This window comes from Amycolatopsis dendrobii (assembly GCF_014145675.1).
Lineage (GTDB): Bacteria > Actinomycetota > Actinomycetes > Mycobacteriales > Pseudonocardiaceae > Amycolatopsis > Amycolatopsis dendrobii.
Map to the genome: position 1 here is coordinate 149,626 of NZ_JACGZW010000009.1, position 21,060 is coordinate 170,685.

Below are 21,060 nucleotides of genomic sequence, written 5' to 3' on the forward strand. Positions count from 1 at the left end.
TGACCCATTAACTAGGTTCAACCTAATCTCAGGTCCGACCTAATGAAGGAGGTGATGCGATGACCACGCGGCTTCCGGAGGCTCCGGTCTCCGATTCCGGGCTTCGCCGGCTCGGCGGGGTGCTCATCCTGGGCGCGGTGCTGTCGATCCTCGACGCGACGATCGTGTCGGTCGGAATCGGCGTAATGGCGCGTGACCTGGACAGTTCGCTGCCGATCGTGCAGTGGGTGGCCAGCGCGTACCTGCTGGCCGCCTCGCTCACGATCCCGCTGTCCGGTTGGCTCGCCGACCGGTTCGGCGGCCGTCAGGTGTGGATCGCCGCGGTCGGGCTGTTCACGCTGGGGACGGTGCTGTGCGGGTTCGCCTGGTCGGCTCCGGCGCTGATCGCGTTCCGTGTGCTGCACGGCCTCGGCGGCGGTCTCATGCAACCGGTCGGCCAGGCGATTTTCGCGCAGGCGGCCGGTCCGCGGCTGGGCCGGATGATCGGCGTCGTCACGCTGCCCGCGACCGTCGCGCCGGTGCTCGGCCCGATGCTCGGCGGCGCGCTCGTCCAGGACCTCGGCTGGCGCTGGCTGTTCTTCGGGATCGTGCCGTTCGGCGTCGCCACTTTGCTGCTCGCCGTCCGAGTGTTGCCGCGCGAGGAACCCGCTGGTACGCGCGATCCGCTCGACGTCCGCGGCCTCCTGCTGCTCCCGCCGGGGCTCGGCGCGCTCGGCTACGGCCTAGGCGAAGGTTCCTATGCGTTCGCCATCGTCGGTGCCGTGCTGCTGATCGCCTACGCCTGGCACGCCCGTCGTGCACAAGCGCCGCTGCTTGATCTGAAGTTGTTCGCGCACAGGGCTTTCACCGTCGCGAGCGCGAGTACTTTCTTATTGGGCGCATCCCTGTACAGCTCGATGTTGCTGCTTCCGCTTTACTACCAACAAATCCAGCACACATCCGCGCTCGCCGCCGGACTTCTGCTCGCACCACAGGCGCTGGGATCAGCCGTCGTCCTCATCGCAGGCGGAAAACTGCTGGAACGCTTCGGCTCACGAACAGTCATGCTCGCCGGCATCGCGCTGTCGCTCGTAGGCACGATCGCCTTCACTCAGCTCGGCGATTCCCCCAGCCCGACCCTGTTGACAGTTTCGCTGCTGATCCGTGGGTTCGGCCTAGGCGCGACGGCCACGCCCGGCATGACGATGCTCTACACCTCGCTGGAACGCAGTCAAATCCCGCGTGCGGCGAGCGCGATCAACGTCGTCAACCGCATTGGCGGCTCGCTGGGCACGGCGATTCTGGTGGCTGTTCTGCACGCGCAACCTCCTGGCGCCGCCGCGTTCGGCACTACGTTCACGTGGGCACTCGGCCTTTCCCTGTTGAGCTTTATCCCCGCTCTCTTCTTCCCGAAAGGAAGCCGCGCATGACGCTCCGCCTCTTGGCCGTGCACGCCCATCCCGATGACGAATCGAGCAAGGGCGCCGCGACCCTGGCCCGCTACGCGGCTGAGGGCGTCGACGTCCTAGTTGCCACCTGCACCGGCGGCGAACGCGGCGATGTGCTCAACCCAACCTTGGACCGAGAGGACGTCCGGCGGGATCTGCCTGCCATCCGTCGCCGGGAAATGGCTGATGCGGCAAGGATTCTCGGCGTCCGGCAGACGTTCCTCGGCCACGTCGACTCGGGTTTGGCCACGCCTTCGCCGGCTGGCGGCTTCGCGGAGATTCCGTTGGTTGAAGCGACAAAACCGTTGCTGGAGCTGATGCGGGAATTTCGTCCACAGGTGGTGGTCACCTATGACGAGACGGGAGGTTATCCACACCCCGACCACATCCGCGCGCATGAGGTCACGACCGCGGCGTTCGACGAATCCGACGACGGCAGCCCGCGCAAGCTCTACTATCTGGCCACCCTCAGCCGATCCTGGTTCGCGGCCATGCACGAGGCGACGCTCGCCGCTGGTGAAGAGTCGTTGATGGGGCCGGTTTTGGAGGAACTGCCGCCGATCGACGTGCTCACCGTGACCGCACGCATCCGCTGCGAGGAACACTTCGCGACTCGGGACGCGGCGTTGCGCGCGCATGCCACGCAGATGGATCCGGGACATCCGTTTTTCGCCCACTCACGCGAGATCGAACGAGAGGTCTGGCCCTGGGAGGATTACCACCTTGCTCGCACGAACGGTCCCGTCGCGCCAAGCGCCGGAGTGGAGGACGACTTGTTCGAGGGCTTGCGGTGGTTGTCGTGAGTGGCGTTGCCGGTTAGAACCGGCAACGCCACTCACGAGCCCTTGCGTCAGGCAGTCACCGGCAAAGTCCGCAACCCCCTGATCACGAACTCCGGCCTCCGCTCCGGCTCCGCGGCCAGTCGCAGGTCCGGGAGTCGCTTCGTCAACGCCGTAAGCGCGGCCGCGATCTCCACCCTCGCCAGCGGCGCCCCGACGCAGTAATGGATCCCCATCCCGAACCCGAGGTGTGCGTTCGGCGACCGGCCCACGTCGAGGGTGTCCGGGGCGTCGAACACCTTCGAGTCACGCGCCGCCGCACCCAGCAGCGCGCCGATCTTCGAGCCCTTCGCCACCCGGTGACCAGCGATTTCCACGTCCTCAGTCGCCGTGCGCTCGAACAACTGCAACGGGGAGTCGAAGCGGATCAGTTCTTCCACAGCCGAATCCAGCAACGTTGGGTCGGACCTAAGCCGCTCCCATTCCGCGCGGTGGGTCAACAACGCGGTCACTCCGTTGCCGATCACGTTCACCGTCGCCTCGTGGCCGGCCATCAGCAGCAGCACCGCGGTGGCGACGACCTCGTCGGGCGTCAGTTCGCTCGCGGTCAGGTCCCGGACGATCCCGCGCGGCGAGCCGGCGACGACCTCGCGCAGGTACGCCACGAAATCGGCCGCAGCCTGTTCGGCGGCGTCGCGGCCGTCCTCGGACAGACCGTATTCGTACATCTTCACGATGGCGTTGCTCCACGTCACCAGCTTCCCGCCATCCGACGCCGGGACGCCGAGCAGTTCGGCGATGACCGCGACCGGCAGTGGTTGCGCGAGGTGTTCGAGCAGGTCCGCGCTGCCGTCGGCGGCGATTTTCGCGGCCAGGGTGTCCACCATGGACTCCGCGAGTTCCGCGACCATCGGGCGCAGCCGCTGCACATGACCCCGGCCGAATTCGCCCGCGATGACACGGCGAAGGCGGGTGTGCGCGGGCGGTTCGTTCTCCAGCAACGAGTTGCGGTGCAGCAGGTTGAACGACGCGAACCGTTCGAGCGGTCGCGCGTCGGTCCAGATGCGGCCGAGCCCGCGGTGCCGGAGCACGGCAGCGGACGCGGCGTGCGAAACCGTGATCGCGATGCCTAGGCCGTCGTGCTGATGCACCTCGCCTTCGGCGCGCAGCGCGGCGAACGCGGGATACGGGTCGGCGAGGAAGGCGGGATCACGAGGGTCGAACACGAGCTGACTCTAACCCGCGGGCCCGGACGGCCGGTCCCTTCGATAGCGTCTGACATCGAGTTCCGAGGAGGCTGAAATGGGTAAGGGCGCGCGTAAGAAGGGTCCCAAGCCGGACCGCAAGCCGAAGGTGCGCGACGTCTTCGTCGGCCAGCCGTTCGAGGGTCTGGCGGCGGAGCCGGAGCTGATCGCGCTGCGCGAGTTCGTCCCGTCCGCCACGGCGAAGCTGACGCTCGCCGACGGCGGCGACGTCACGCTCGGCACGGTGCTGCCCATGGCCGCCGCGGCGTTCGTCCGCTCGGACGGCGAGCGCTTCCTCGGTCTTCAGGTGCAGACGCGGTCTTCCGACATCAGCCGCGACCTCGGCCGCGCGCTGCGCTGGCTGCTCGACGCCGAACCGGGCGACGTGCTGTCGGTGCCGGACACGACGTCGCCCACCGACCCGGACGAGCACAACCGGCTCCAGGACCTCCTCGTGCCGAGCGCGGAGCTGGAGGTCGCCCTCCACACCGACTTCGCGTGGTGGCTGCCCGAGGACGCGGACGCGACCGGCGACGTCGCGGTCTCCCTCGAGCGCGCGAACGCCGCGATCATGCCCACCGACCGGCTCGGCTCCGGCGCGTACTGGGTGCTCGCCGGCGAGAAGGCGCATCTGCGCTGGGTCCGCCCGGAACCGGAGAACCTGCTGCTGCAAGCGCTTGCGCGGCTGTCCGCGGCCGGCACGCTCGGGCTCGGCGAGGGCACCCGATATGCCGGGTCGTTCCGTGCGCACGGCCTGCTCGTCCCGGTGTGGGACCTCGACCCCGAGGCGCACGCCAGGGAATGGGCCGAGCCCAAGGACCAGCTCGGGGCCCGGCTGGACGAGGCGCTCAAGTCGCTCGACTCCGAGCCGCTCAACGCCGCCGAGCGGCGGGCCCGCGACGGGCTGATCGGCCGCCAGCTCACCATCCGCTGAGTTGTCCACCTGTGGACAACTCGACCTGAGTTGTCCACAGGTGGATGATCACCGCGTGATCCTCCACATCTGCACCCGTGCCGAGTGGGCCGAGGTGCCCGCCGGCGGCGAATATCGCGCGTCCTCGCTCGACGACGCCGAATTCATCCACTGCTCGGACCCGGGCACCGTCGCCCTGCCCGCCAACGCGGTCTTCCGCGGCCAATCCGGCCTTGTCCTGCTGGAAATCGACCCCGAGCTGGTCGACGCGCCCGTTCGCTGGGAGGACGGCGACCCGCCGGACCCGCGCGGAATCCAGTTCCCGCACATCTACGGCCCGATCCCGCGAAACGCTGTGGTCGCGGTACACGATTTCCCCCCTGACACGGACGGCGCCTTCAAGCTGCCCGAGTCGCTTTCCGTGCGCTGACCTCAGTTGTCCACAGCTACGGAAAGTAGCGACGGATACGGGACAACCCTCGGGGGCGCTCATGCGTGGTGGGGATGACGAGACACCGTCGCTCGACGCGGTCATCCGGGGAGGGGGCGATACGGTGACGGCAGCCGCATTGCCCCTCGCGAGCGGAGATCCGCCCTGGGCAGGCCCGTCGGCGGAAGCGGTCAACGCCATCGCGGACTTCGGCGACTTCGTGCGCGAAGCCCTGCCGGGGCTGCTCCGCTACGGACACGTGCTCACCGGAAACCCGCACGACGCCGCGGACCTCGTGCAGACCGTGCTCGAGAAGATCGGCGCGCGCTGGTCGTACGTGCAGCAGAAGACCGGCGACCCGCTGGCGTACGTGCGGCGTTCGATGGCGAACGCGCACGTCAGCCGCTGGCGCCGGACGCGGCGGGAGAACCTCGTCGCGGATCTGCCGGACACCAGTCCGTGCGCGCCGAAGGATCCGTTCGAGCACGAGCCGCTGTGGCAGGCGCTGCGCGACCTCCCGCCGCGGCAGCGCACGGTGATGGTGCTGCGGTACTACGAGGGACTGTCCGAAGCGGAGATCGCCAAGGCGCTGGACATCAGCCAGGGGACGGTGAAAAGCCAAGCGAGCAAGGCGATCGCGTCCTTGCGGGCGAAACTGAGGAACCAGGAAGGAGGCGACGCCGGGTGAGTCAGCCCGACGATCTGGAACAGCGGCTCCGCGCCCTCCTCGCCGACGACCGGCTAGCCGTCGAACCAGCCGAGAACGCCGCGTCGGCCATCGTGGCCGGTGCGCGCAGGCGGCGGCGCAGGCAGCGGATCCTGACGTCCGCGGCCGGGGCGGCGTGCGTCCTCGCGGTGGCCTCAGCCGGGCTGGTGGTGCTCCAGTTGCGCACCCAGCCCGCCACGACCGGCCTCGCCGCCCAGCAGGTCGCTTCGGCCGAGCCCACGCTGCCTTCTTCGGTACCGGAGCCTCCTTCGAGCGCCGAATCGACGCAGGTGCAAGCGCCGTCCGTGCCGATGGAGACCAGCGTGGCCGACCCGCCGGTCCCGCCCGCGCATCCGCACCACACGAAGCCGGCACCGCCGAAGACGACGCCGACGAAAGCCGCGTCCGGAGCGCTGGTGACCGCCGACGGCCTTGGCGCGGTGAAGCTCGGCATGACGGAGCAGCAGCTCGCGGACCAGGGTATGAAGCTCACGACGGTGAAGGAGTCGGCGGGCTGCACTTACTACGACGTCAGCGGTGCCGGAGTGCCCGCCGCGACGGCCGTCGTGTCGGCGGAGAAAGGCGTGGTCGCGGTGAAGCCCGACGGTGCTGCGCACACCCCGGAAGGCGTCGGCGACGGGTCGCCGAAGGACCAGGTCACCGCGACCTATCCGGGCACGTCGGAGTCGGGGAGTGCGCTCGTGTCGCCGACCGGTGACCAGGGCGCGTATCACTTCACGCTGAACTCGGAAGGCGCGGTCCAGGCCATCGAGGTACGGGCGAAGACGCAGGACTGCGCCGGCTGAAAAATTTCGCGAGCCGATGTCGATCTGGCTCCGCGCCGCTCGTGTAGCGGGTGACGGGCCGGTCGGCGGCCCGCGGAAGCGGAAGGACATCCGATGCGTTCGATCAGCGTCATCCTGAGCACCACCCTTGATGGCGTCGTGCAAGCTCCCGGTCGCGGCGACGAGGACACCCAGAATGGGTTCGACCTCGGCGGTTGGGGCAACGGATACGGCGACGACGTCATGGCGCGCGAGATGGGGAAAGGCATGGACCGGCCTGGGGACATGCTGTTCGGCCGGCGCACCTGGGAGGATTTCGCCGCTGTCTGGGGGCCGCAGACGGACGGGAATCCGTACACCGAGCACATGAACGCGGCCACGAAATACGTCGTCTCCACCACCCTGGACAACGCGGACGCCTGGCCGAACTCGGTGCTGCTGCGCGGCTCCGCGGTGGAGACCGTGGCTGAGCTGAAAGCCTTGCCGGGCAAGGATCTCGCGATCATCGGCAGCGTTTCGCTCGTGCGCGCGCTGCACGCCGCCGGACTGGTCGACAGCTACACTTTCCTGATCCACCCGCTGACGCTCGGCCGCGGCGCGCGGCTCTTCGAAGGACCAGCGCCGCTGACCGAGTTTTCGCTCGTCAGCAGCGTCGCGACCACCACCGGCGTGCTTATCGCGCAGTACGAGCGGCGCTGAAGTTATCCACATGGGGAAGCCCGGTTGTCCACACTGGGGACAACCGGGCTTCCGGCAAGCGTCGAGCGCTTACAGCGCGCCACCCGCGACCGGGGGCATCCCGGAGTCCGCGCCGGCGTCGCCGACGGCCTCGCGGTGCAGGAACTTCTCGATCTCGTAGACGTTGTCACCCGCGCGGCGCGCGACCGTGACCAGCGTCGACATCTGGGAGATCTCCTCGACCTGCTCCTTGAGGAACCACTGGGTGAACTGCTCGCTGATGTAGTCCTCCTCGGCCCGCGCGGCCTTCGCGAGCGCGGAGATGTCGGCAGCGACCTCCTTCTCCTGCTCCAGCGCGAGTTCGAGCAGTTCGAGCGGGGCGGAGAAGTCGTTGCGGACCTCGCCGGTGCCGGGGACCTCGACGTGGTGGTCGCGGTCGAGCATGTACTGGACGAGCGCCATCGCGTGATTGCGCTCCTCGACGGACTGCTTGTAGAAGTGCTTCGCGAGCTGCGGAAGGTCCTCGTTGTCGAACCAGACCGCGAGCGCGATGTACTGCTGGGAGGCGTTGAACTCGTTGTGAATCTGCGCCTGCAGCAGTTCGTAGAACTTAGAGCGCGGTTCTTTCTTCGTAGCGGCCATGTTCATCACGGTACGTCAATGTCCGATTGTTTTCCACTTTTGGCTGGTGATCTCCACCCTATTAGGGTTACCATTCCTCAAGAAGGAAACACTTATTTTGGTTAGCCTTCCCTTAATGCGTTTGCCCTTATTAAGGAAAGGCTAACTTTCCTTTGGCGGGGGATCGCGGCGCACCGGACACGACATGCAGCGCGGGCCGCCTCGGCCGGACCCCAGTTCGGACCCGGTGATCGGCAGCACCTCGATGCCCGCCGCGGCGAGCCGTTCGTTGGTCTCCGCGTTCCGTTCGTAGCCCACGACCACGCCGGGGGCCAGTGCCAGCGTGTTGTTGCCGTCGTCCCACTGCTCGCGCTCCGCGGTGACCGGGTCGAGGCCGGTGTCGATCACCCGCAGCCGGTCGATCTCCATCGCTTCCGCGGCGGCTTCGAGGAAAGGCGTCGGGCCCGCCACTTTCACGCCGCCGTCGCCGGTCGGTTTGATGGTGAACGCGGTCAGCGAATCGCGCGCGAGCGGATACATCACGACGGCGTCGACATCGACCATCGTGCATACCGTGTCGAGATGCATCGTCGCGCGCGATTGTTCGATCGGGACCGCGACGACGGTATGCGCGAGTCCGTCGGCGAATACGGAACGCGCGAGCGATTCGGCTCCGGCCGGAGTCGTCCGTTCGCCGACGCCGATCGCGACGACACCGGGAGCCAGCAGCATCACGTCGCCGCCTTCGATCGGCGCGGAATGCGCGCCGTAAGCGCGGGCGGCGTGGCGGAATCGCGGATGGTAGGCGTAAACGAGGTCGAGCAGCGCCGTTTCCCGCCGCCGCGCGGGCATGGTCAGCGACGAGATCGCGACACGGTCGCCGATCCACGCGGACGAATCGCGGGTGAAGAGCAGATTGGGCAGCGGATCGACGGCGAAGTCGCGCGGATGGTGCATCATCCGCACCAGCGACGCGCCCTCGGCGGACGGCAGCTCCTCGAACGTCATGCCCGCCATCAGGACTTCGGCGAGCGTGTGCGCGTCGACGCTCGTCAGGTGCGACCTGAGCGAATCCGCGAGATCGCTGCCGAGCCGCCGGTCGTCCACCGCGGCGTGGACCCCGGCTGCGTGCGCGCGCTGATCTTCCAGCGCGGTGCGGAGAACGTCGGCCAGCAGCAGCACTTCGACGCCGCGGCCGCGCAGGACGTCGGCGAACGCGTCGTGTTCCTGCTGCGCCCGGCTCACCCACGGGATGGAGTCGAAAAGCAGCTTGTCGTTGTTGCGGGGAGTGAGCCGTTTCAGCTCGTTTCCCGGCCGGTGCAGCAGCACTGCCCGAAGCGGCCCGACTTCGCTGTCCACCCTGGGAGGTGCGGTCATCTCGCTCGTCTCGCTCACGAAGTGCGAGCCTAATGAGCAGGCATCACGGGAGCCAGGAAAGACGGCCTTTCAGCAACGAATAGCCGACGAAGGACACCACATCGAACAAAGTATGCGCGGCGATGAGCGGCCACAGCCGGTTGGTCCGCTGCCACACGCGGCCGAACACCAGTCCCATCACGAGGTTGCCGACGAACCCGCCGAACCCTTGGTACAGGTGGTAGGAACCGCGAAGTACCGCGGCGCCGAACAGCGACGCGTTCTCGCGCACGCCGAGTTGCCGCAGCCGCGTGAGCAGATAGCCGATCACGAGCACTTCCTCGGCGAAAGCGTTGCCGAAGGCGGAAAGCGTCAGCGCGATCGGCCGCCACCAGGTATCGCCCAAAGTGGACGGTTGCACCGCGAGGCTGAACCCGAGGTGATACGAGAGGAAATACAGCGCGAGCCCGGGAATGCCGATCAGCGCGGCGATTCCGACGGTGATGAGCGCGTCGGAACGGATGCGCCGGCTCAGGCCGATTTCGCGCAGTTTCATCCCGGCCCGCCACAGCAGGTACAGCCCGAGCCCGCCCCAGCCGATCAGCTGCGCGGCGCTCAGCAGCTGCTGGAGCAGGTCCAGCAGGCTCGCCGCCGCGCGCGGGACGTTGAGCTGCACTTGCTGCTGAGCCAACGGGGTCGGCCGGAGCAGAGAGTCCACAAGGGACAGCAGGCTGCGCGCACCGGACAGTCCGAGGGTGATGCCGAAAACGAGGACCAGCTCGATCTTGACCGCCCGCCGCTCGCGGGCGTCGGTGATCGGAGCCGGGAACGCCGGAAGTGCCGGATTGAGCCAGGAACGCAGGCCCGATGGCCCTCCGGAACGCTCTGTGGTGCGCATGAACGCACGCTACCGTCGGGGTATGCCGAGGACTATCGCCACCAACACGAAGGTCGAGCGCGCCGAGCTGGTCGCGTTCCTCAAGCAGCGGCACCACGCGATGCTGGTGACCACCCGCGCCGACGGACGGCCGCAGCTGTCCCCGAACACGTGCGGCGTCGACGACGAGGGCCGGATCGTCATCGCGACGTATCCCAAGCGCGCGAAGGCGGTGAACCTCCGGCGCAACTCCCAGGTGTCGGTGTGCGTGCTGTCGGACGAGTGGAACGGCCCGTGGGTGCAGGTCGACGGGACCGCGGAGGTGATCGACCTGCCGGATTCGGTCGAGCCGCTGGTCGACTACTTCCGCAGCATCTCCGGCGAGCACCCCGACTGGGACGAGTACCGCGAGGCGATGCGCAAACAGGGCAAGAGCCTGATCCGGATCACGATCGACCGCTGGGGGCCGATCGCGACCGGCGGTTTCCCTCCGGAGCTGGCGGACGACTGAGGTCCTTTACGGCCAGTCAGGCCTCGCCGTGCTGGTGGCGCAGGAACGGGCAGCCGAGCAATCGCCGCAGTTCCGCGGCCAGCTGCGGCGGGCTGTCGACCGTGCGGGAGAACGCGAGGCGGACGTCGTGGTCGCCTGCTGTCGATTCCACGCGCAGGCGCAGGCCGTACCGGTCGAGGCCGAGCGGGCGGATCCGGCCGCCGCGCAGGTCCGCGGGCAGGTGCCGGGCCAGCTGTTCCACCACGTCCGGATGGTCGCTTTCCAGGTGCCGCAGCCATTCGGCCTCGTAGTCGTGGAACGGGTCCGGCGGGGCCGCGCTGAACATGTGCGGCCGCAGCGAATGCGTGCCCTCCGCGTCGGCCAGCACCAGCGACGCCGGGGTCAGCCGGAGCAGCGTGAGGCCGTGGCCGACGTCGAGGAGCCGGTGGTCCGGCCGCTGCTCGGCGATCGACACCGCACGCGCGCGAGCCGACACCGCCGTCAGCGGCCGGAGCCATCCGGTGATCCACAGCAGGCCGCGGACCGGTTCCCGCAGCGCCACCGGGGCGTGGTCGGCGAGCTCGACCATGACGGCGAGCTCGCCGCGTTGAGCCTGCCGGGACGCGCACACCATCGGGTGCTCGTCCGGCAGAAGAATGCTGACGCTTCCGCTGTGGTGCACGTGATGCAGGACGGGCTCGACACGTTCGGCTTCGCAGCCGGCGCTTTCGACGGTCGGCATGATCGTCGCCGGGCCGCCGCGGGTCGCGATCGTCTTGGCGCGTTCGGCGGGGTTCGGCGCGGGCGGGCGGCGCACGGATACGGGTGCCTCGGTCACGGCTCACCTCCTACTTAGGTGAGCCTAACCTGAATTGCCGGGCGAAGGGAAGAGTGCGCGGGAAGATCACCCACGGATCGGGAAAGCGCTGGTCAACGGATTGGCCGAAGGGTGAGACCGGGCGGATTCGGCTTGCGGGACCGGTTGATCCCCTTCGGAGAGGGTGTCCGCAGAGCGAACGATTTTGTCCTCTTGCCGTACGCTACTAGCGTGTCAGTCGTGTCAAGCGCTGTGGAACTCACGCCCCCCGGCCCCCGTGGAATTCCTCCCCTGTTCGCGCGGCTCGTCGACGACTCGGCGCTCTTCCCGCCCGCGGACGTCGCGATGCCGGAGGCGCTGCGCGCGCACTTCGAATCGCGCGGCGGGGAACACGCCGGGGTGCTCGGGGTTTTCCTGTGCCAGGCCTCGCGGCTGCCGGAGCTGATCACCGAGCTGATCAAGATCAAGCCCAAGGAGCCGCTGCCGCTGTCGCTGATCATCGACACCGGGCTCGGCGGCGTTCCGAAGGCGATCTCGATTGTCGAATCGCGCAGCGAACTGCTGTCGCTGCGGATGGTGGAGATGCCCGCCCCGTCCGACGTCGACGAGGTGTGGCTCGAACGCGTCTCGGAGTTCGTTCCCGAGGACGTCATCCGGGTGGTCGAACCGCGCCGCGGCGTCGGCTGGCTGGACGGCGTCCGCAACGTGATCGAACACGGCAGCTGGCCGAAGATCCGCTGCGGCGGCAAGGCGGGGGAGAACTTCCCCAGCGTGGACGAGGTCGCCGACTTCCTGTCCGTGGTCAGCGGCTCGCCGGGAGCCTCGTTCAAGGCGACGAACAGCCTGCACCGCGCGGTGCGGCACGTCGACCCGGAAACCGGCTTCACGCATCACGGCTTCCTGAACCTGCTCGTCGCGTCGGCGCGCTGCCTCTCCGGCGGCGACGTCCGCGCGGCGCTGGAATCGACCGACGGCAAGGCGCTCGCGGACGAAGCACGCGCGCTGCCGGAGCCTGCCGCGAAGGCGGTCCGGGAGCTGTTCGGGTCGTACGCGGCGGCATCGTTCGCCGAGCCGGTGGCCGACCTGGGTGAACTCGAGCTGCTGTGAGCACGGAGGGGTCGCTGACCCTCGACCGCGGTCTCGCGCTGCTGCAGGCGGTGGCCGATTCGGGCGAGCAGGCGGCGACCATCTCCGAACTCGCGGTGACCATCGGCGCCAGCCGCGCGGCGGTGTACCGGCTGCTGGTGCCGCTGGCCGAACGCGGCCTGATCTGGCGGGACGGCACGAAGGTGCGGCTCGGCGTCGGAGTGCTGCGGCTGGCCGGTCAGGTGCTGCCACAGCTGCGCGAGGCCGCGCGGCCGGTGTTGCGCGAGCTGGCGGAGAAGGTCGGCGCAACGGCGCATCTGACGGTGGCGCAGGGCGATCACGCGCAGGCAGTCGCGGTGGTGGAGCCGTCGTGGACGAGCTACCACGTGGCGTACCGGGTCGGCAGCAGGCACGCGCTCGCCGCGGGTGCCGCGGGGCGGGCGATGGCGTTGCGACCCGGCGGCACTGACAAGTGGGCCGTTTCGACAGGCGAGATCGAGGCTGGTGCTTCGGGCGTCGCCGCGCCGGTGCGCGGGGTTCCCGGGCTGCGGGCGAGCGTCGGGGTGATCTCGTTGGAGCCGTTGGCTTCCGACGAGGTCGGGCCCCTGGCGGTAGCGGCGGCTTTCAAGCTGGCCGAGGTGCTGCGGACCTAGCGGCGGGACGCGGCGACCAGCGGGCGGACCATGGTCAGCAGCAGCGCCAGGTCCACGGTGAACAGCAGCCGCTCGAACAGCCCGAGCGTCACTTCCTGCTGCGCGGGCCCGGTGATCAGGGCGAACACGAAGCCGCCCAGCACCACCGCCACGCTGGCGAAACTCGCGATGGCCAGCCCACGGATCGTCGTGCGGCGCGGTTCCCACGGGCACGATCGGCCGCCGCGGCGGGTCAGCAGCCAGGCGGCCGTGGGGAGTGCGAGGAAAGCGGTGAGGGCGGCGGCGTTGTGCAGCTGGCCGTCGAAGGAACGGGCTTCGCCGTTGGGGTCGACCGGGACCGTCGCGCAGATCGTGAGACCGGCGCACCACACACCGAGCAGGAGGACGACCGCCGGCGAGCGGCGGGCTTTGACGAGTCCGGCCAGCAACGCCAGCGAGCCCAGCGCGAGCGCGAGGCACATGACGGTGAACAGCCGCGCGGCCGAATGGTCGCCGAGCCTGCCGTAGACGTACTCCGACAGCGTCTGCCAGATCGGGCTGATTTGCGCGGAAAGCCGCAGGTGCAGGTCCGTGGCGATGAGCACGGCCGCGCCGATGCCGACCAGCGCGAGCCTGCCGTGCACCGGCGACACCGGAGACACGGCGGCACGGGAGGTGGTCGGCACGGGTGCTCCTCGGCGGTCATGGCGGAGGCCATGGCGTCACCGGCGGTTCACCTGGTCCTCGTTCGGGGGTTCCGAAGAGGTTACCCGGCGTTCCTGTGAAACGGCCGTTACCAGAGCAGCTGGGCCAGCGCGAACGCGGCGAACCCGGCGAACACGAACCCGGCGGTCCGCTGGATCAGCTTCGGCCGGATCCGGTCGCGGATCTTCGCCCCGATGAACACCGCCAGTCCGGCGACCGACACCAGCGCGACGAACGCGCCGACCCCGACCGCGAACGGGTTGCCGAGCCGGGCGACGAGACCCGCGGTCGCCAGCTGCGAGGCGTCGCCCCACTCCGCGGCGAAGAGCACGCCGAACGACGTCAGTGCGGAACGCAGGAACGACACCGGACCCGGCCCGGACCGCGACGCGTCCTCGCCCGCTTCGCTGCCTTCGCTGAAGCCCTCGCGCAGCAGCAGGAACGCGCCGACTCCGAACATCGCGGCGACCAGCACCGAAACAAGGGTTTCCGGCAAGAGCGTGAGCAGGCTTCCGAAAGCGACCGCGATCACGCATTGCACGGCGAACGCCACGCATACTCCGGCGAATACCGGCCAGGCGCGGAAACGAGTGGTGAGCACGAGCGTCGCGACGAGCGTCTTGTCCGGCAGCTCGACGGCCAGGACCAGGCCGAACGCGCTGAACAGAGCGATCAATGCGGGAGACATGGGTTCGTGCTCACCCCTTTCACTGCAACGATAAAGGGGAGGTTCAGAAAACCGCAAGCTGATGGGTTTCGCGAATTGCCTGATAAGGTCGGCAGAATGCTCGCCGGTGGTTAGCCGGATAATTTTTTTCGGTGCGCCGAATTCTGTTTTCCGGCTGCGGTACGGTGCGGGTCATGTCTGCTGACCACGTCGTCGTCACCACCACCGTCGACTCCGAGGCCGCCGCGCGCACCATCGCCGCGAGCGCCATCGAGGCCCGGCTCGCCGCGTGCGCCCAGATCGTGGGGCCGATCACCAGCGTTTTCCGGTGGGAGGACGAGGTGCAGACGGCGGCCGAATGGCGGGTCGAGTGCAAGACGGCCGCGGACCGGTCCGGCGCGCTGGAGGAGTTCCTGAACGTGCGGCATCCGTACGACCTGCCCGAGGTCATCGTCACGCCGATCGTCGGCGGCAGCCCGCGGTACCTGTCGTGGCTCGTGGAGGAGACCCGCTGAGCACCACCTGATCGGGGGTAGCTCGGACTGGGTCGGGCACCGGATTTCAGCAGGTCGGCGGGACGTTGGTCCTGGCTAGTTCAGGACGTGTTGAACTGGCTGGCGCGGGGACGCGCGCGGAGGATCGAACCCGTGGATGTCCTTGAGCTCGCGCGGTGGCAGTTCGGCATCACCACCGTCTACCACTTCCTGATGGTCCCGCTGACCATCGGACTTTCGGTGCTGGTCGCGGCCATGCAGACGGCATGGGTGCGCACCGGCAAGCCGCGGCACCTCAAGATGACGAAGTTCTGGGGCAAGCTGCTGCTCGTCAACTTCGCCATGGGCGTGGTGACCGGGATCGTGCAGGAGTTCCAGTTCGGGATGAGCTGGAGCGCCTACTCCCGGTTCGTCGGCGACGTGTTCGGCGCGCCGCTCGCGATGGAAGGCCTCCTCGCGTTCTTCGTCGAGTCGGTCTTCCTCGGCCTGTGGATCTTCGGCTGGGACCGGCTGCCCAAGAAGATCCACCTGGCCTGCGCCTGGGCGTTCTCGCTGGCCACGATGGCTTCGGCGTACTTCATCCTCGCCGCGAACTCGTGGATGCAGCATCCGGTGGGCGTCGAATTCGTGAACGGCAAGCCGACGATGAACTCGATCGGCGCGGTGCTCACGAACAACACGGCGCTCGCCGCGATCCCGCACACGCTCGCCGGCGCGTTCTCGGTGGCGGCGGCCTTCCTGGTCGGCGTGGCCGGATGGCACCTGTGGCGGAAGCGCGCTGCGGATTCGGACGAACACCGCGATGTCTGGCGCTCGTCGCTGCGCCTCGGCGGCTGGGTCGGCGTCGTCGCGTTCGCGGTCCTGGCGATCACCGGCGACATGCAGGGCAAGCTGATGTTCGAGCAGCAGCCGATGAAGATGGCGTCGGCCGAGGCGTTGTGCCACACGGAAAAGCCGGCGAGCTTCTCGATCATCGCGATCGGCGACGTGGCAGGAGCGAACTGCGAGGACGTCAAGACGTTCAACGTGCCCGCGCTGCTGTCCTTCTTGGCGCACAACGACTTCTCCACCGAGGTCAAGGGCGTGGAGAACCTGGTTTCGGAATACCAGGCGAAATACGGCACGAACTACCCCGACGACCCGGCGCTCGGTTCGCTCGCGGGCAAGCCGATCGACTACGTGCCCAGCCTGCCGGTGACGTACTGGGGCTTCCGCATCATGATCGGCTTCGGCGCGATCTCCGCGGGCATCGGCCTGCTGGCCCTGTGGCTCACCCGCCGAGGCCGAATCCCCGGCGGACGCTGGTTCCCGCTGCTGGTGCTCGGCGGCATCGCGACGCCGTTCATCGGCAACAGCGCGGGCTGGATCTTCACCGAGATGGGTCGGCAGCCGTTCGTGGTCGCGCCCAATCCGACCGGCGTCGAGGGCATGTGGATGTTCACGGCGCAGGCGGTCTCGAAGCTGACGGTCGGCGAGATCCTGACGTCGCTGATCTCGCTGACGGTGCTCTACGCGGTGCTGGGCGTGGTGGAGCTGTACCTGATGCGCAAGTACATCCGGGGCGGGGTGGACGCGGTGATGCCCGCTGCCGCTTCTTCCGACGATTCTGATGATTCCGAGGATTCCGATGACCAGGCGCTTTCGTTCGCCTACTGACCCGGTGGAGCGGGCCGGGGTGCCGCCAGAGGACCCGGAGGGCCGGGTCTGGGCGCGGCCCGCTCCACTGGCCTGGACGAGCTGCCGGCGCAAGCCACCCGCCGCGTACGCAGCCCCCACCCTCACCGGGGGGACGCCCCGTACCCAGCGTAGTCGCGTGGTGGCTCTCGCGGGTTACCCACAGCAAATCTGTGGACAACTCGGCGGGTTGTGGATAACTCAGGGCCATCGTGGGGACAACCCGGTGGCCGACCGGATGACGCCGGCTGGTGCCGGACGAGGTGAGTGGGTATGACGCTCGAAACGCTGTGGTTCGCGATCGTCGCGTTGTTCTGGCTGGGGTATCTCTTCCTCGAAGGATTCGACTTCGGCGTCGGGATGCTGCTGCCCGTGCTCGGGAAGACGAACACCGAGCGGCGCGTCCTCGTCAACACGATCGGGCCGGTTTGGGACGGCAACGAGGTCTGGCTGATCGTCGCGGCCGGTGCGACCTTCGCGGCGTTCCCCGGCTGGTACGCGTCGCTTTTCTCCGGCGCGTATCTCCCGCTGCTGCTCGTTCTGATCGCGCTCATCGGGCGCGGCGTCGCCTTCGAGTACCGCGGCAAGGTCGACTCCGAACGCTGGCGGCGCGTCTGGGACCGCGTGATCATCATCGGTTCCTGGATCCCGCCGCTGGGCGTCGGGTTGCTGCTCGCGACCACCGTGCTCGGCCTGCCGCTCGACGCGCAAGGCAACCGCGTCGGCTCGCCGTTCGAGTCGGTTCGGTGGGACACGCTGCTCGGCGCGGTCGCCATCGTCGGGTTCTCGCTCGTGCACGGCGCGGCGTTCCTTGCCCTCAAAACCAGCGGTGAACTGCGGGAACGTGCGCGCACTATCGCGCTGCGCATTCTCCCGGTCGGGCTGCTGCCGTTGGTCGCTTTCCTGGTGGTCGTCCAGGTCCGCGAAGGCAAACTGTGGACGCTCATCTCGCTGGTGATCGTCGTCCTCGCCGCGGCGGTGGCCTGGCTGCGGCTTTACGTCGACCGCGACGGGCAGGCGTTCGCCGCGCTCGCGGTCGTCATCACGGCCGCCGCGGTGACGTTCTTCGGCGCGCTCTACCCGAACGTCCTGCCGTCCACCCTCGACCCGGCGCACTCGCTGACCATCACGAACAGCGCAGTCAGCCACTACACGCTGACGGTGATGACCTGGGTCGGCGCGTTCGGCGCACCTGCTGTGCTGATCTATCAAGGCTGGACCTATTGGGTGTTCCGCAAGCGCATCGGCGTCCAGCACATCCCGGCGGTGCACGCACCATGACCGAGCTTCCCGGCCGCGCACCCCTTTCCGCCACGAGGTCCCCCATGGACCCAGTGCGGCCGGGCAAGGGTCCGCTCGGCGCGCTCTCGGCCTTGGGGCCGGCTGCGCGCCGGGCGCTGATCCTGGTCGCGGTGCTGTCGTTCGGGAACGCGGTTTTCCTTGTCGGACAAGCATTTCTGCTCGCGGACATCCTCGCGGACGTGGTCTCCCGGGGGCTGGGGGAAGGGGGCCGCACCGTTCAGCTGGCTGGTCTGTTCGCGCTCGTCGTGGGCCGCGCGGGCACCAGCTGGGCGGTGCGGGTTGTCTCCGCCCGCGCCGCCGCGACCGCGCAGCGCGACCTGCGCGCTCGCGTCGTCGACCACGCGTTGCGCCTCGGCCCGGAATGGCTCGCCCGGCGCGGCCACGGCGAACTCACGACTCTCGTGACCCGCGGCCTCGACGCACTCGATTCCTATTTCCGCGAGTACCTTCCCGCGCTCGTCACCGCCGCGGTCGTCCCGCTCGCGGCGGGCGCTGCGATCCTGTGGACAGACTGGCCGTCGGCGGTGATCATCGCCGCGACGGTCCCGTTGCTGCCGATGTTCGCTGTCCTGGTCGGAAAATTCACCGCCGACCGCGTTTCCGGCGCGACGGACGCGGTGCACCGGATGTCCGGGCTGCTGCTCGAACTGGTGCGGGCATTGCCAGTGCTCACCGCGTTCCGGCGGGCGGACGCACAGGCCGAAACCGTGCGGAAACTGTCGGACCGGCATCGTCGCGCGACGCTCAAGACGTTGCGGGTCGCGTTCTCCTCGGCATTCGTGCTCGAACTCGCGGCGACGCTGTCGGTCGCCTTGGTGGCTGTCGTCATCGGCGTCCGGCTGGTCTCGGGATCGCTCCCGCTGGCGATCGGACTCGGCGTGCTGATCCTCGCTCCCGAGTGCTACCAGCCGATTCGCGCGGTCGGCGCGGCATTCCACGCGAGCGAGGACGGCGTGGAAGCGGTCCGCCGGGTGACCGCGGTCCTCGCGGAGCCGGTCCCGGCCGAAGGAACGCGGACCGCGCCCTGTGGATCGTTGGCTGTGTCCGACCTAAAAGTCGCCCGGCGCGGTGGATTCGCTCCCGACGGCGAGAGCTTCTCCGTCCGGCGCGGCCAGATCGTGTGGCTGCGCGCGCCGAGCGGTGGCGGTAAATCGACAACTCTGGCGACGCTGCTGGGCTTCGTGCCGTCTTATGACGGGTCGGTCATGGCTGGGGACGTCCCGCTCGCCGAAGCCGATCTCGAACGGTGGCGCGCCGGCATCGCGTGGGTCCCGCAGTCGCCGGTTTTCAGCGGTGGCACGGTACGGGAAGAACTTGCTGGTCCCGACGTCGATGCAGTGCTCAGCGAGCTGGGCTTGCACGGTCTCGCTGACCGCCCGGTCGACCGGCTTTCCCAAGGACAACGCCAGCGCGTCGCCGTAGCTCGGGCGTTGCTGCGCGTTCAGTCGGGCGCGTGGTTGCTGCTGCTGGACGAGCCGACCGCACACCTGGACGACGTCAACGCGCGGCGGGTCATGGACGCCGTCGAGCGAGCCGTCGACAACGGTGCGGCGGCGGTCATCGCCGCGCACGAACGTTCCGCCGCAGTCGCAGTTTCGGACTCGTCTCCGGCAGCGGTGGTTGAGTCCACTTCGGACACAGCCGATACTCGACCGCTTCCCTGGCGCATGCTGCTCGACCGACGGCTCTTCTCCGGCGCCCTGTTGGGTGCTCTGGCGCTTTTGGCCGGGATCGCACTCACCGCGACTTCTGGCTGGTTGATCGCCAAAGCGTCGTTGCAGCCGCCGATTCTGACCTTGACGGTCGCGGTCGTCGGGGTGCGGGCGTTCGGACTCGGCCGGGCCGGACTCCGGTATGTCGAACGGCTCGTGACGCACGACGCCGCCTTCCGGATCGCTGGACGGTTGCGCGTTCGGCTGTGGAATGCGTTGGTGCGCTTGGGTCCGGCGCGCAGTCTCGAAGCAGGGGAGAGCCAGCGGCGGCTGGTGACGGACGTCGACACGGTGCGGGATCTGCTGCCGCGAGTCGTGTCGCCGCCGATCGTGGTCGGGTTGGTCGCGGCCGGGGCCATCGCGGTCCAGGCGTTGGTGCTGCCGTCGGCCGGTTTGGTGCTGGCCTTGACTGTGCTGGTCGGCTTGGCGGCACCGGTGGTGGCGTTGCGGTTGGAGCGACGGGCGACTTCGGCGCTCGCGGCTGGCCGGCGTGACGTCGCGGCTCAGGTGCTGGTGCTGTTCTCGTCGGCGGCGGAACTGCTCGCTTATGGCCGGGCGGCTTCGCGTCGCCGCGACCTGGCTGCGACGGACACCCGATTGGCTGTGGATACCCGACGGCAGGCCTTCGGCGCGGGCGCGGGGGATGCGCTGATCACGCTGGCGACCGGGGCGGCTGCGGTGATCAGCACGATGTTGGCGGCGGGGGCGGTCGGCCGGGGGGAGCTGGCAGGGGTGATGGCTCCTTTGCTGGCGTTGGTGCCGTTGGCGCTGGCGGAGGTGTTGGCGCTGTTGCCGCAGGCGGCGGTGCAGTGGGACACGCTGCGCGCGGCTCGGGTTCGGCTTGGCGCGGTGGTTGGCGAGTCGGAGGTTGGGCGTTGGCAGGATGCGGCTGGTTCTGCCGGGGGCTCGGGCGAAGCGGCAGGTCACGCGATTGCTGAACCGGTTGGCGAGGCGAGGCCCACCGCCGCTCGGCCCGCGGATGAGCCGGATCTGGACCGGCCGGCCGCGGTTCGGCTGCGGGGTGCCGAGCTGGGGTGGCCCGGTGGCGAGGCGGTGCTGAAGGACGTCGATCTGAGCGTGCCGACCGGGGCTTATGTCGCGGTCGTCGGGCCGAGCGGGGCTGGGAAGTCGACGTTGGTGGCGGCCTTGCTGGGTTTCCTTCAGCCTCGCCGCGGCGAGGTCGTCGTGCCGGCGAAGGTGGCTTGGGCACCGCAGGAGCCGATGCTCGTGTCGACCACTGTGGCGGAGAATCTGCGGCTCGCGGATCCGTTGGCGAAGACGTCCGATGTGCGGCGGGTGCTGGATCAGGCGCAGTTGCCGGAGCTGGATTTGGCGACGGTGCTCGACAGCGCCGGGGCCGGGCTGTCCGGCGGGCAGGCGCAGCGGGTGGCGTTGGCGCGCGCGTTGCTGGCGGCGCCGTCGGCGGAGTTGGTGTTGCTTGACGAGCCGACCTCGCATCTCGACGAGCCGACGGCACGGGCGTTGCGGGCGACGTTGCGTACAGAGCTTGCTGGACGGACGGTTGTGCACGTAACGCACAATGCGGATGAAGAGCTGCAAGCGGACATCGTTTTCGAGGTCCGGGACGGACGCGTCGTGCGGCGGGCGTCGCCGCGGGTGGCGGCGTGACGGAGGGTTGTTGGTGACGGTCACGATTTCGGGTCT

At 68.9% G+C, this 21,060-nt stretch carries 21 protein-coding genes; 14 read left to right on the forward strand and 7 right to left on the reverse strand.

The features are described from left to right. Positions 1-59 precede the first annotated feature (59 nt). Together H4281_RS26380 and mca are read left to right on the forward strand one after the other, a co-directional pair. Positions 60-1,409 carry a DHA2 family efflux MFS transporter permease subunit gene (locus H4281_RS26380; protein ID WP_182893617.1) on the forward strand — a complete coding sequence of 450 codons (1,350 nt, stop codon included), beginning with the start codon at positions 60-62 and terminating at the stop codon, positions 1,407-1,409. Further along, positions 1,406-2,230, forward strand: a complete 825-nt coding sequence (gene mca, locus H4281_RS26385) for a mycothiol conjugate amidase Mca (RefSeq protein ID WP_182893618.1) — start codon at positions 1,406-1,408, stop codon at positions 2,228-2,230. Before H4281_RS26380 ends, mca begins: the two co-directional genes overlap by 4 nt. A gap of 47 nt (positions 2,231-2,277) precedes the next feature. On the opposite strand, the gene H4281_RS26390 is transcribed toward mca, so the two are convergent. Then, positions 2,278-3,432, reverse strand: a complete 1,155-nt coding sequence (locus H4281_RS26390) for a cytochrome P450 (RefSeq protein ID WP_182893619.1) — start codon at positions 3,430-3,432, stop codon at positions 2,278-2,280. Between the two features lie 76 nt (positions 3,433-3,508). On the opposite strand from H4281_RS26390, the gene H4281_RS26395 reads away from it, so the two are divergent. From H4281_RS26395 to H4281_RS26415, 5 genes are all read left to right on the forward strand, one after another. Beyond that, positions 3,509-4,384: a DUF5926 family protein gene (locus H4281_RS26395; protein ID WP_116205557.1), complete on the forward strand. Its 876-nt coding sequence runs from the start codon at positions 3,509-3,511 to the stop codon at positions 4,382-4,384. A gap of 55 nt (positions 4,385-4,439) precedes the next feature. Beyond that, entirely contained in the window at positions 4,440-4,793 is a 354-nt protein-coding gene (locus H4281_RS26400; RefSeq protein ID WP_182893620.1) for a DUF952 domain-containing protein, read from the forward strand. A gap of 124 nt (positions 4,794-4,917) precedes the next feature. Beyond that, positions 4,918-5,481, forward strand: coding sequence for a SigE family RNA polymerase sigma factor (locus tag H4281_RS26405; RefSeq protein WP_237597733.1), 564 nt, complete (start codon positions 4,918-4,920; stop codon positions 5,479-5,481). Continuing rightward, positions 5,478-6,305, forward strand: a complete 828-nt coding sequence (locus H4281_RS26410) for a hypothetical protein (protein WP_182893621.1) — start codon at positions 5,478-5,480, stop codon at positions 6,303-6,305. The genes H4281_RS26405 and H4281_RS26410 overlap by 4 nt, the downstream gene beginning before the upstream one ends. Positions 6,306-6,398: 93 nt before the next feature. Next, positions 6,399-6,983, forward strand: a complete 585-nt coding sequence (locus H4281_RS26415) for a dihydrofolate reductase family protein (RefSeq protein WP_182893622.1) — start codon at positions 6,399-6,401, stop codon at positions 6,981-6,983. 69 nt (positions 6,984-7,052) lie between these two features. On the opposite strand, the gene H4281_RS26420 is transcribed toward H4281_RS26415, so the two are convergent. The 3 genes from H4281_RS26420 to H4281_RS26430 form a co-directional block, all read right to left on the reverse strand. Next, positions 7,053-7,604: a ferritin gene (locus H4281_RS26420; RefSeq protein WP_182893623.1), complete on the reverse strand. Its 552-nt coding sequence runs from the start codon at positions 7,602-7,604 to the stop codon at positions 7,053-7,055. Positions 7,605-7,745: 141 nt separating this feature from the next. Further along, positions 7,746-8,942 (reverse strand): arginine deiminase, encoded by a 1,197-nt coding sequence (locus H4281_RS26425; protein WP_182893929.1) that lies wholly within the window; start codon positions 8,940-8,942, stop codon positions 7,746-7,748. Between the two features lie 61 nt (positions 8,943-9,003). Further along, positions 9,004-9,837 carry a CPBP family intramembrane glutamic endopeptidase gene (locus H4281_RS26430; protein WP_182893624.1) on the reverse strand — a complete coding sequence of 278 codons (834 nt, stop codon included), beginning with the start codon at positions 9,835-9,837 and terminating at the stop codon, positions 9,004-9,006. Between the two features lie 22 nt (positions 9,838-9,859). Between H4281_RS26430 and H4281_RS26435 the strand changes: the two genes are divergently transcribed. Then, positions 9,860-10,327, forward strand: a complete 468-nt coding sequence (locus tag H4281_RS26435; RefSeq protein WP_182893625.1) for a PPOX class F420-dependent oxidoreductase — start codon at positions 9,860-9,862, stop codon at positions 10,325-10,327. Between the two features lie 16 nt (positions 10,328-10,343). Here the strand turns inward: H4281_RS26435 and H4281_RS26440 are convergent, their stop codons facing one another. Further along, positions 10,344-11,144, reverse strand: coding sequence for a DUF2470 domain-containing protein (locus H4281_RS26440; protein ID WP_182893626.1), 801 nt, complete (start codon positions 11,142-11,144; stop codon positions 10,344-10,346). 231 nt (positions 11,145-11,375) lie between these two features. Here H4281_RS26440 and H4281_RS26445 point away from each other — a divergent pair, with 231 nt between their 5' ends. Together H4281_RS26445 and H4281_RS26450 are read left to right on the forward strand one after the other, a co-directional pair. Further along, a complete protein-coding gene (locus H4281_RS26445) occupies positions 11,376-12,230 on the forward strand; it encodes a hypothetical protein (RefSeq protein WP_280142717.1) in 855 nt (284 codons plus the stop codon). Further along, positions 12,227-12,862 (forward strand): IclR family transcriptional regulator, encoded by a 636-nt coding sequence (locus tag H4281_RS26450; RefSeq protein WP_182893627.1) that lies wholly within the window; start codon positions 12,227-12,229, stop codon positions 12,860-12,862. The genes H4281_RS26445 and H4281_RS26450 overlap by 4 nt, the downstream gene beginning before the upstream one ends. Here H4281_RS26450 and H4281_RS26455 read toward each other — a convergent pair. Further along, positions 12,859-13,527 carry a DUF998 domain-containing protein gene (locus tag H4281_RS26455; protein ID WP_182893628.1) on the reverse strand — a complete coding sequence of 223 codons (669 nt, stop codon included), beginning with the start codon at positions 13,525-13,527 and terminating at the stop codon, positions 12,859-12,861. The two genes, H4281_RS26450 and H4281_RS26455, sit on opposite strands and share 4 nt — an antisense overlap. A gap of 107 nt (positions 13,528-13,634) precedes the next feature. Next, complete coding sequence (locus tag H4281_RS26460) at positions 13,635-14,234, reverse strand: TMEM165/GDT1 family protein (RefSeq protein WP_182893629.1); 600 nt, start codon at positions 14,232-14,234, stop codon at positions 13,635-13,637. Between the two features lie 173 nt (positions 14,235-14,407). Between H4281_RS26460 and cutA the strand changes: the two genes are divergently transcribed. The 4 genes from cutA to cydD all read left to right on the forward strand — a co-directional run bounded on the left by cutA (position 14,408) and on the right by cydD (position 21,024). Next, positions 14,408-14,728: a divalent-cation tolerance protein CutA gene (cutA, locus tag H4281_RS26465; protein ID WP_037718964.1), complete on the forward strand. Its 321-nt coding sequence runs from the start codon at positions 14,408-14,410 to the stop codon at positions 14,726-14,728. Positions 14,729-14,860: 132 nt separating this feature from the next. After that, positions 14,861-16,363 carry a cytochrome ubiquinol oxidase subunit I gene (locus H4281_RS26470; RefSeq protein WP_182893630.1) on the forward strand — a complete coding sequence of 501 codons (1,503 nt, stop codon included), beginning with the start codon at positions 14,861-14,863 and terminating at the stop codon, positions 16,361-16,363. 291 nt (positions 16,364-16,654) lie between these two features. Further along, positions 16,655-17,662, forward strand: a complete 1,008-nt coding sequence (gene cydB / locus H4281_RS26475) for a cytochrome d ubiquinol oxidase subunit II (RefSeq protein ID WP_182893631.1) — start codon at positions 16,655-16,657, stop codon at positions 17,660-17,662. 44 nt (positions 17,663-17,706) lie between these two features. Continuing rightward, a complete protein-coding gene (gene cydD / locus H4281_RS26480; RefSeq protein ID WP_182893632.1) occupies positions 17,707-21,024 on the forward strand; it encodes a thiol reductant ABC exporter subunit CydD in 3,318 nt (1,105 codons plus the stop codon). Positions 21,025-21,060 lie beyond the last annotated feature (36 nt).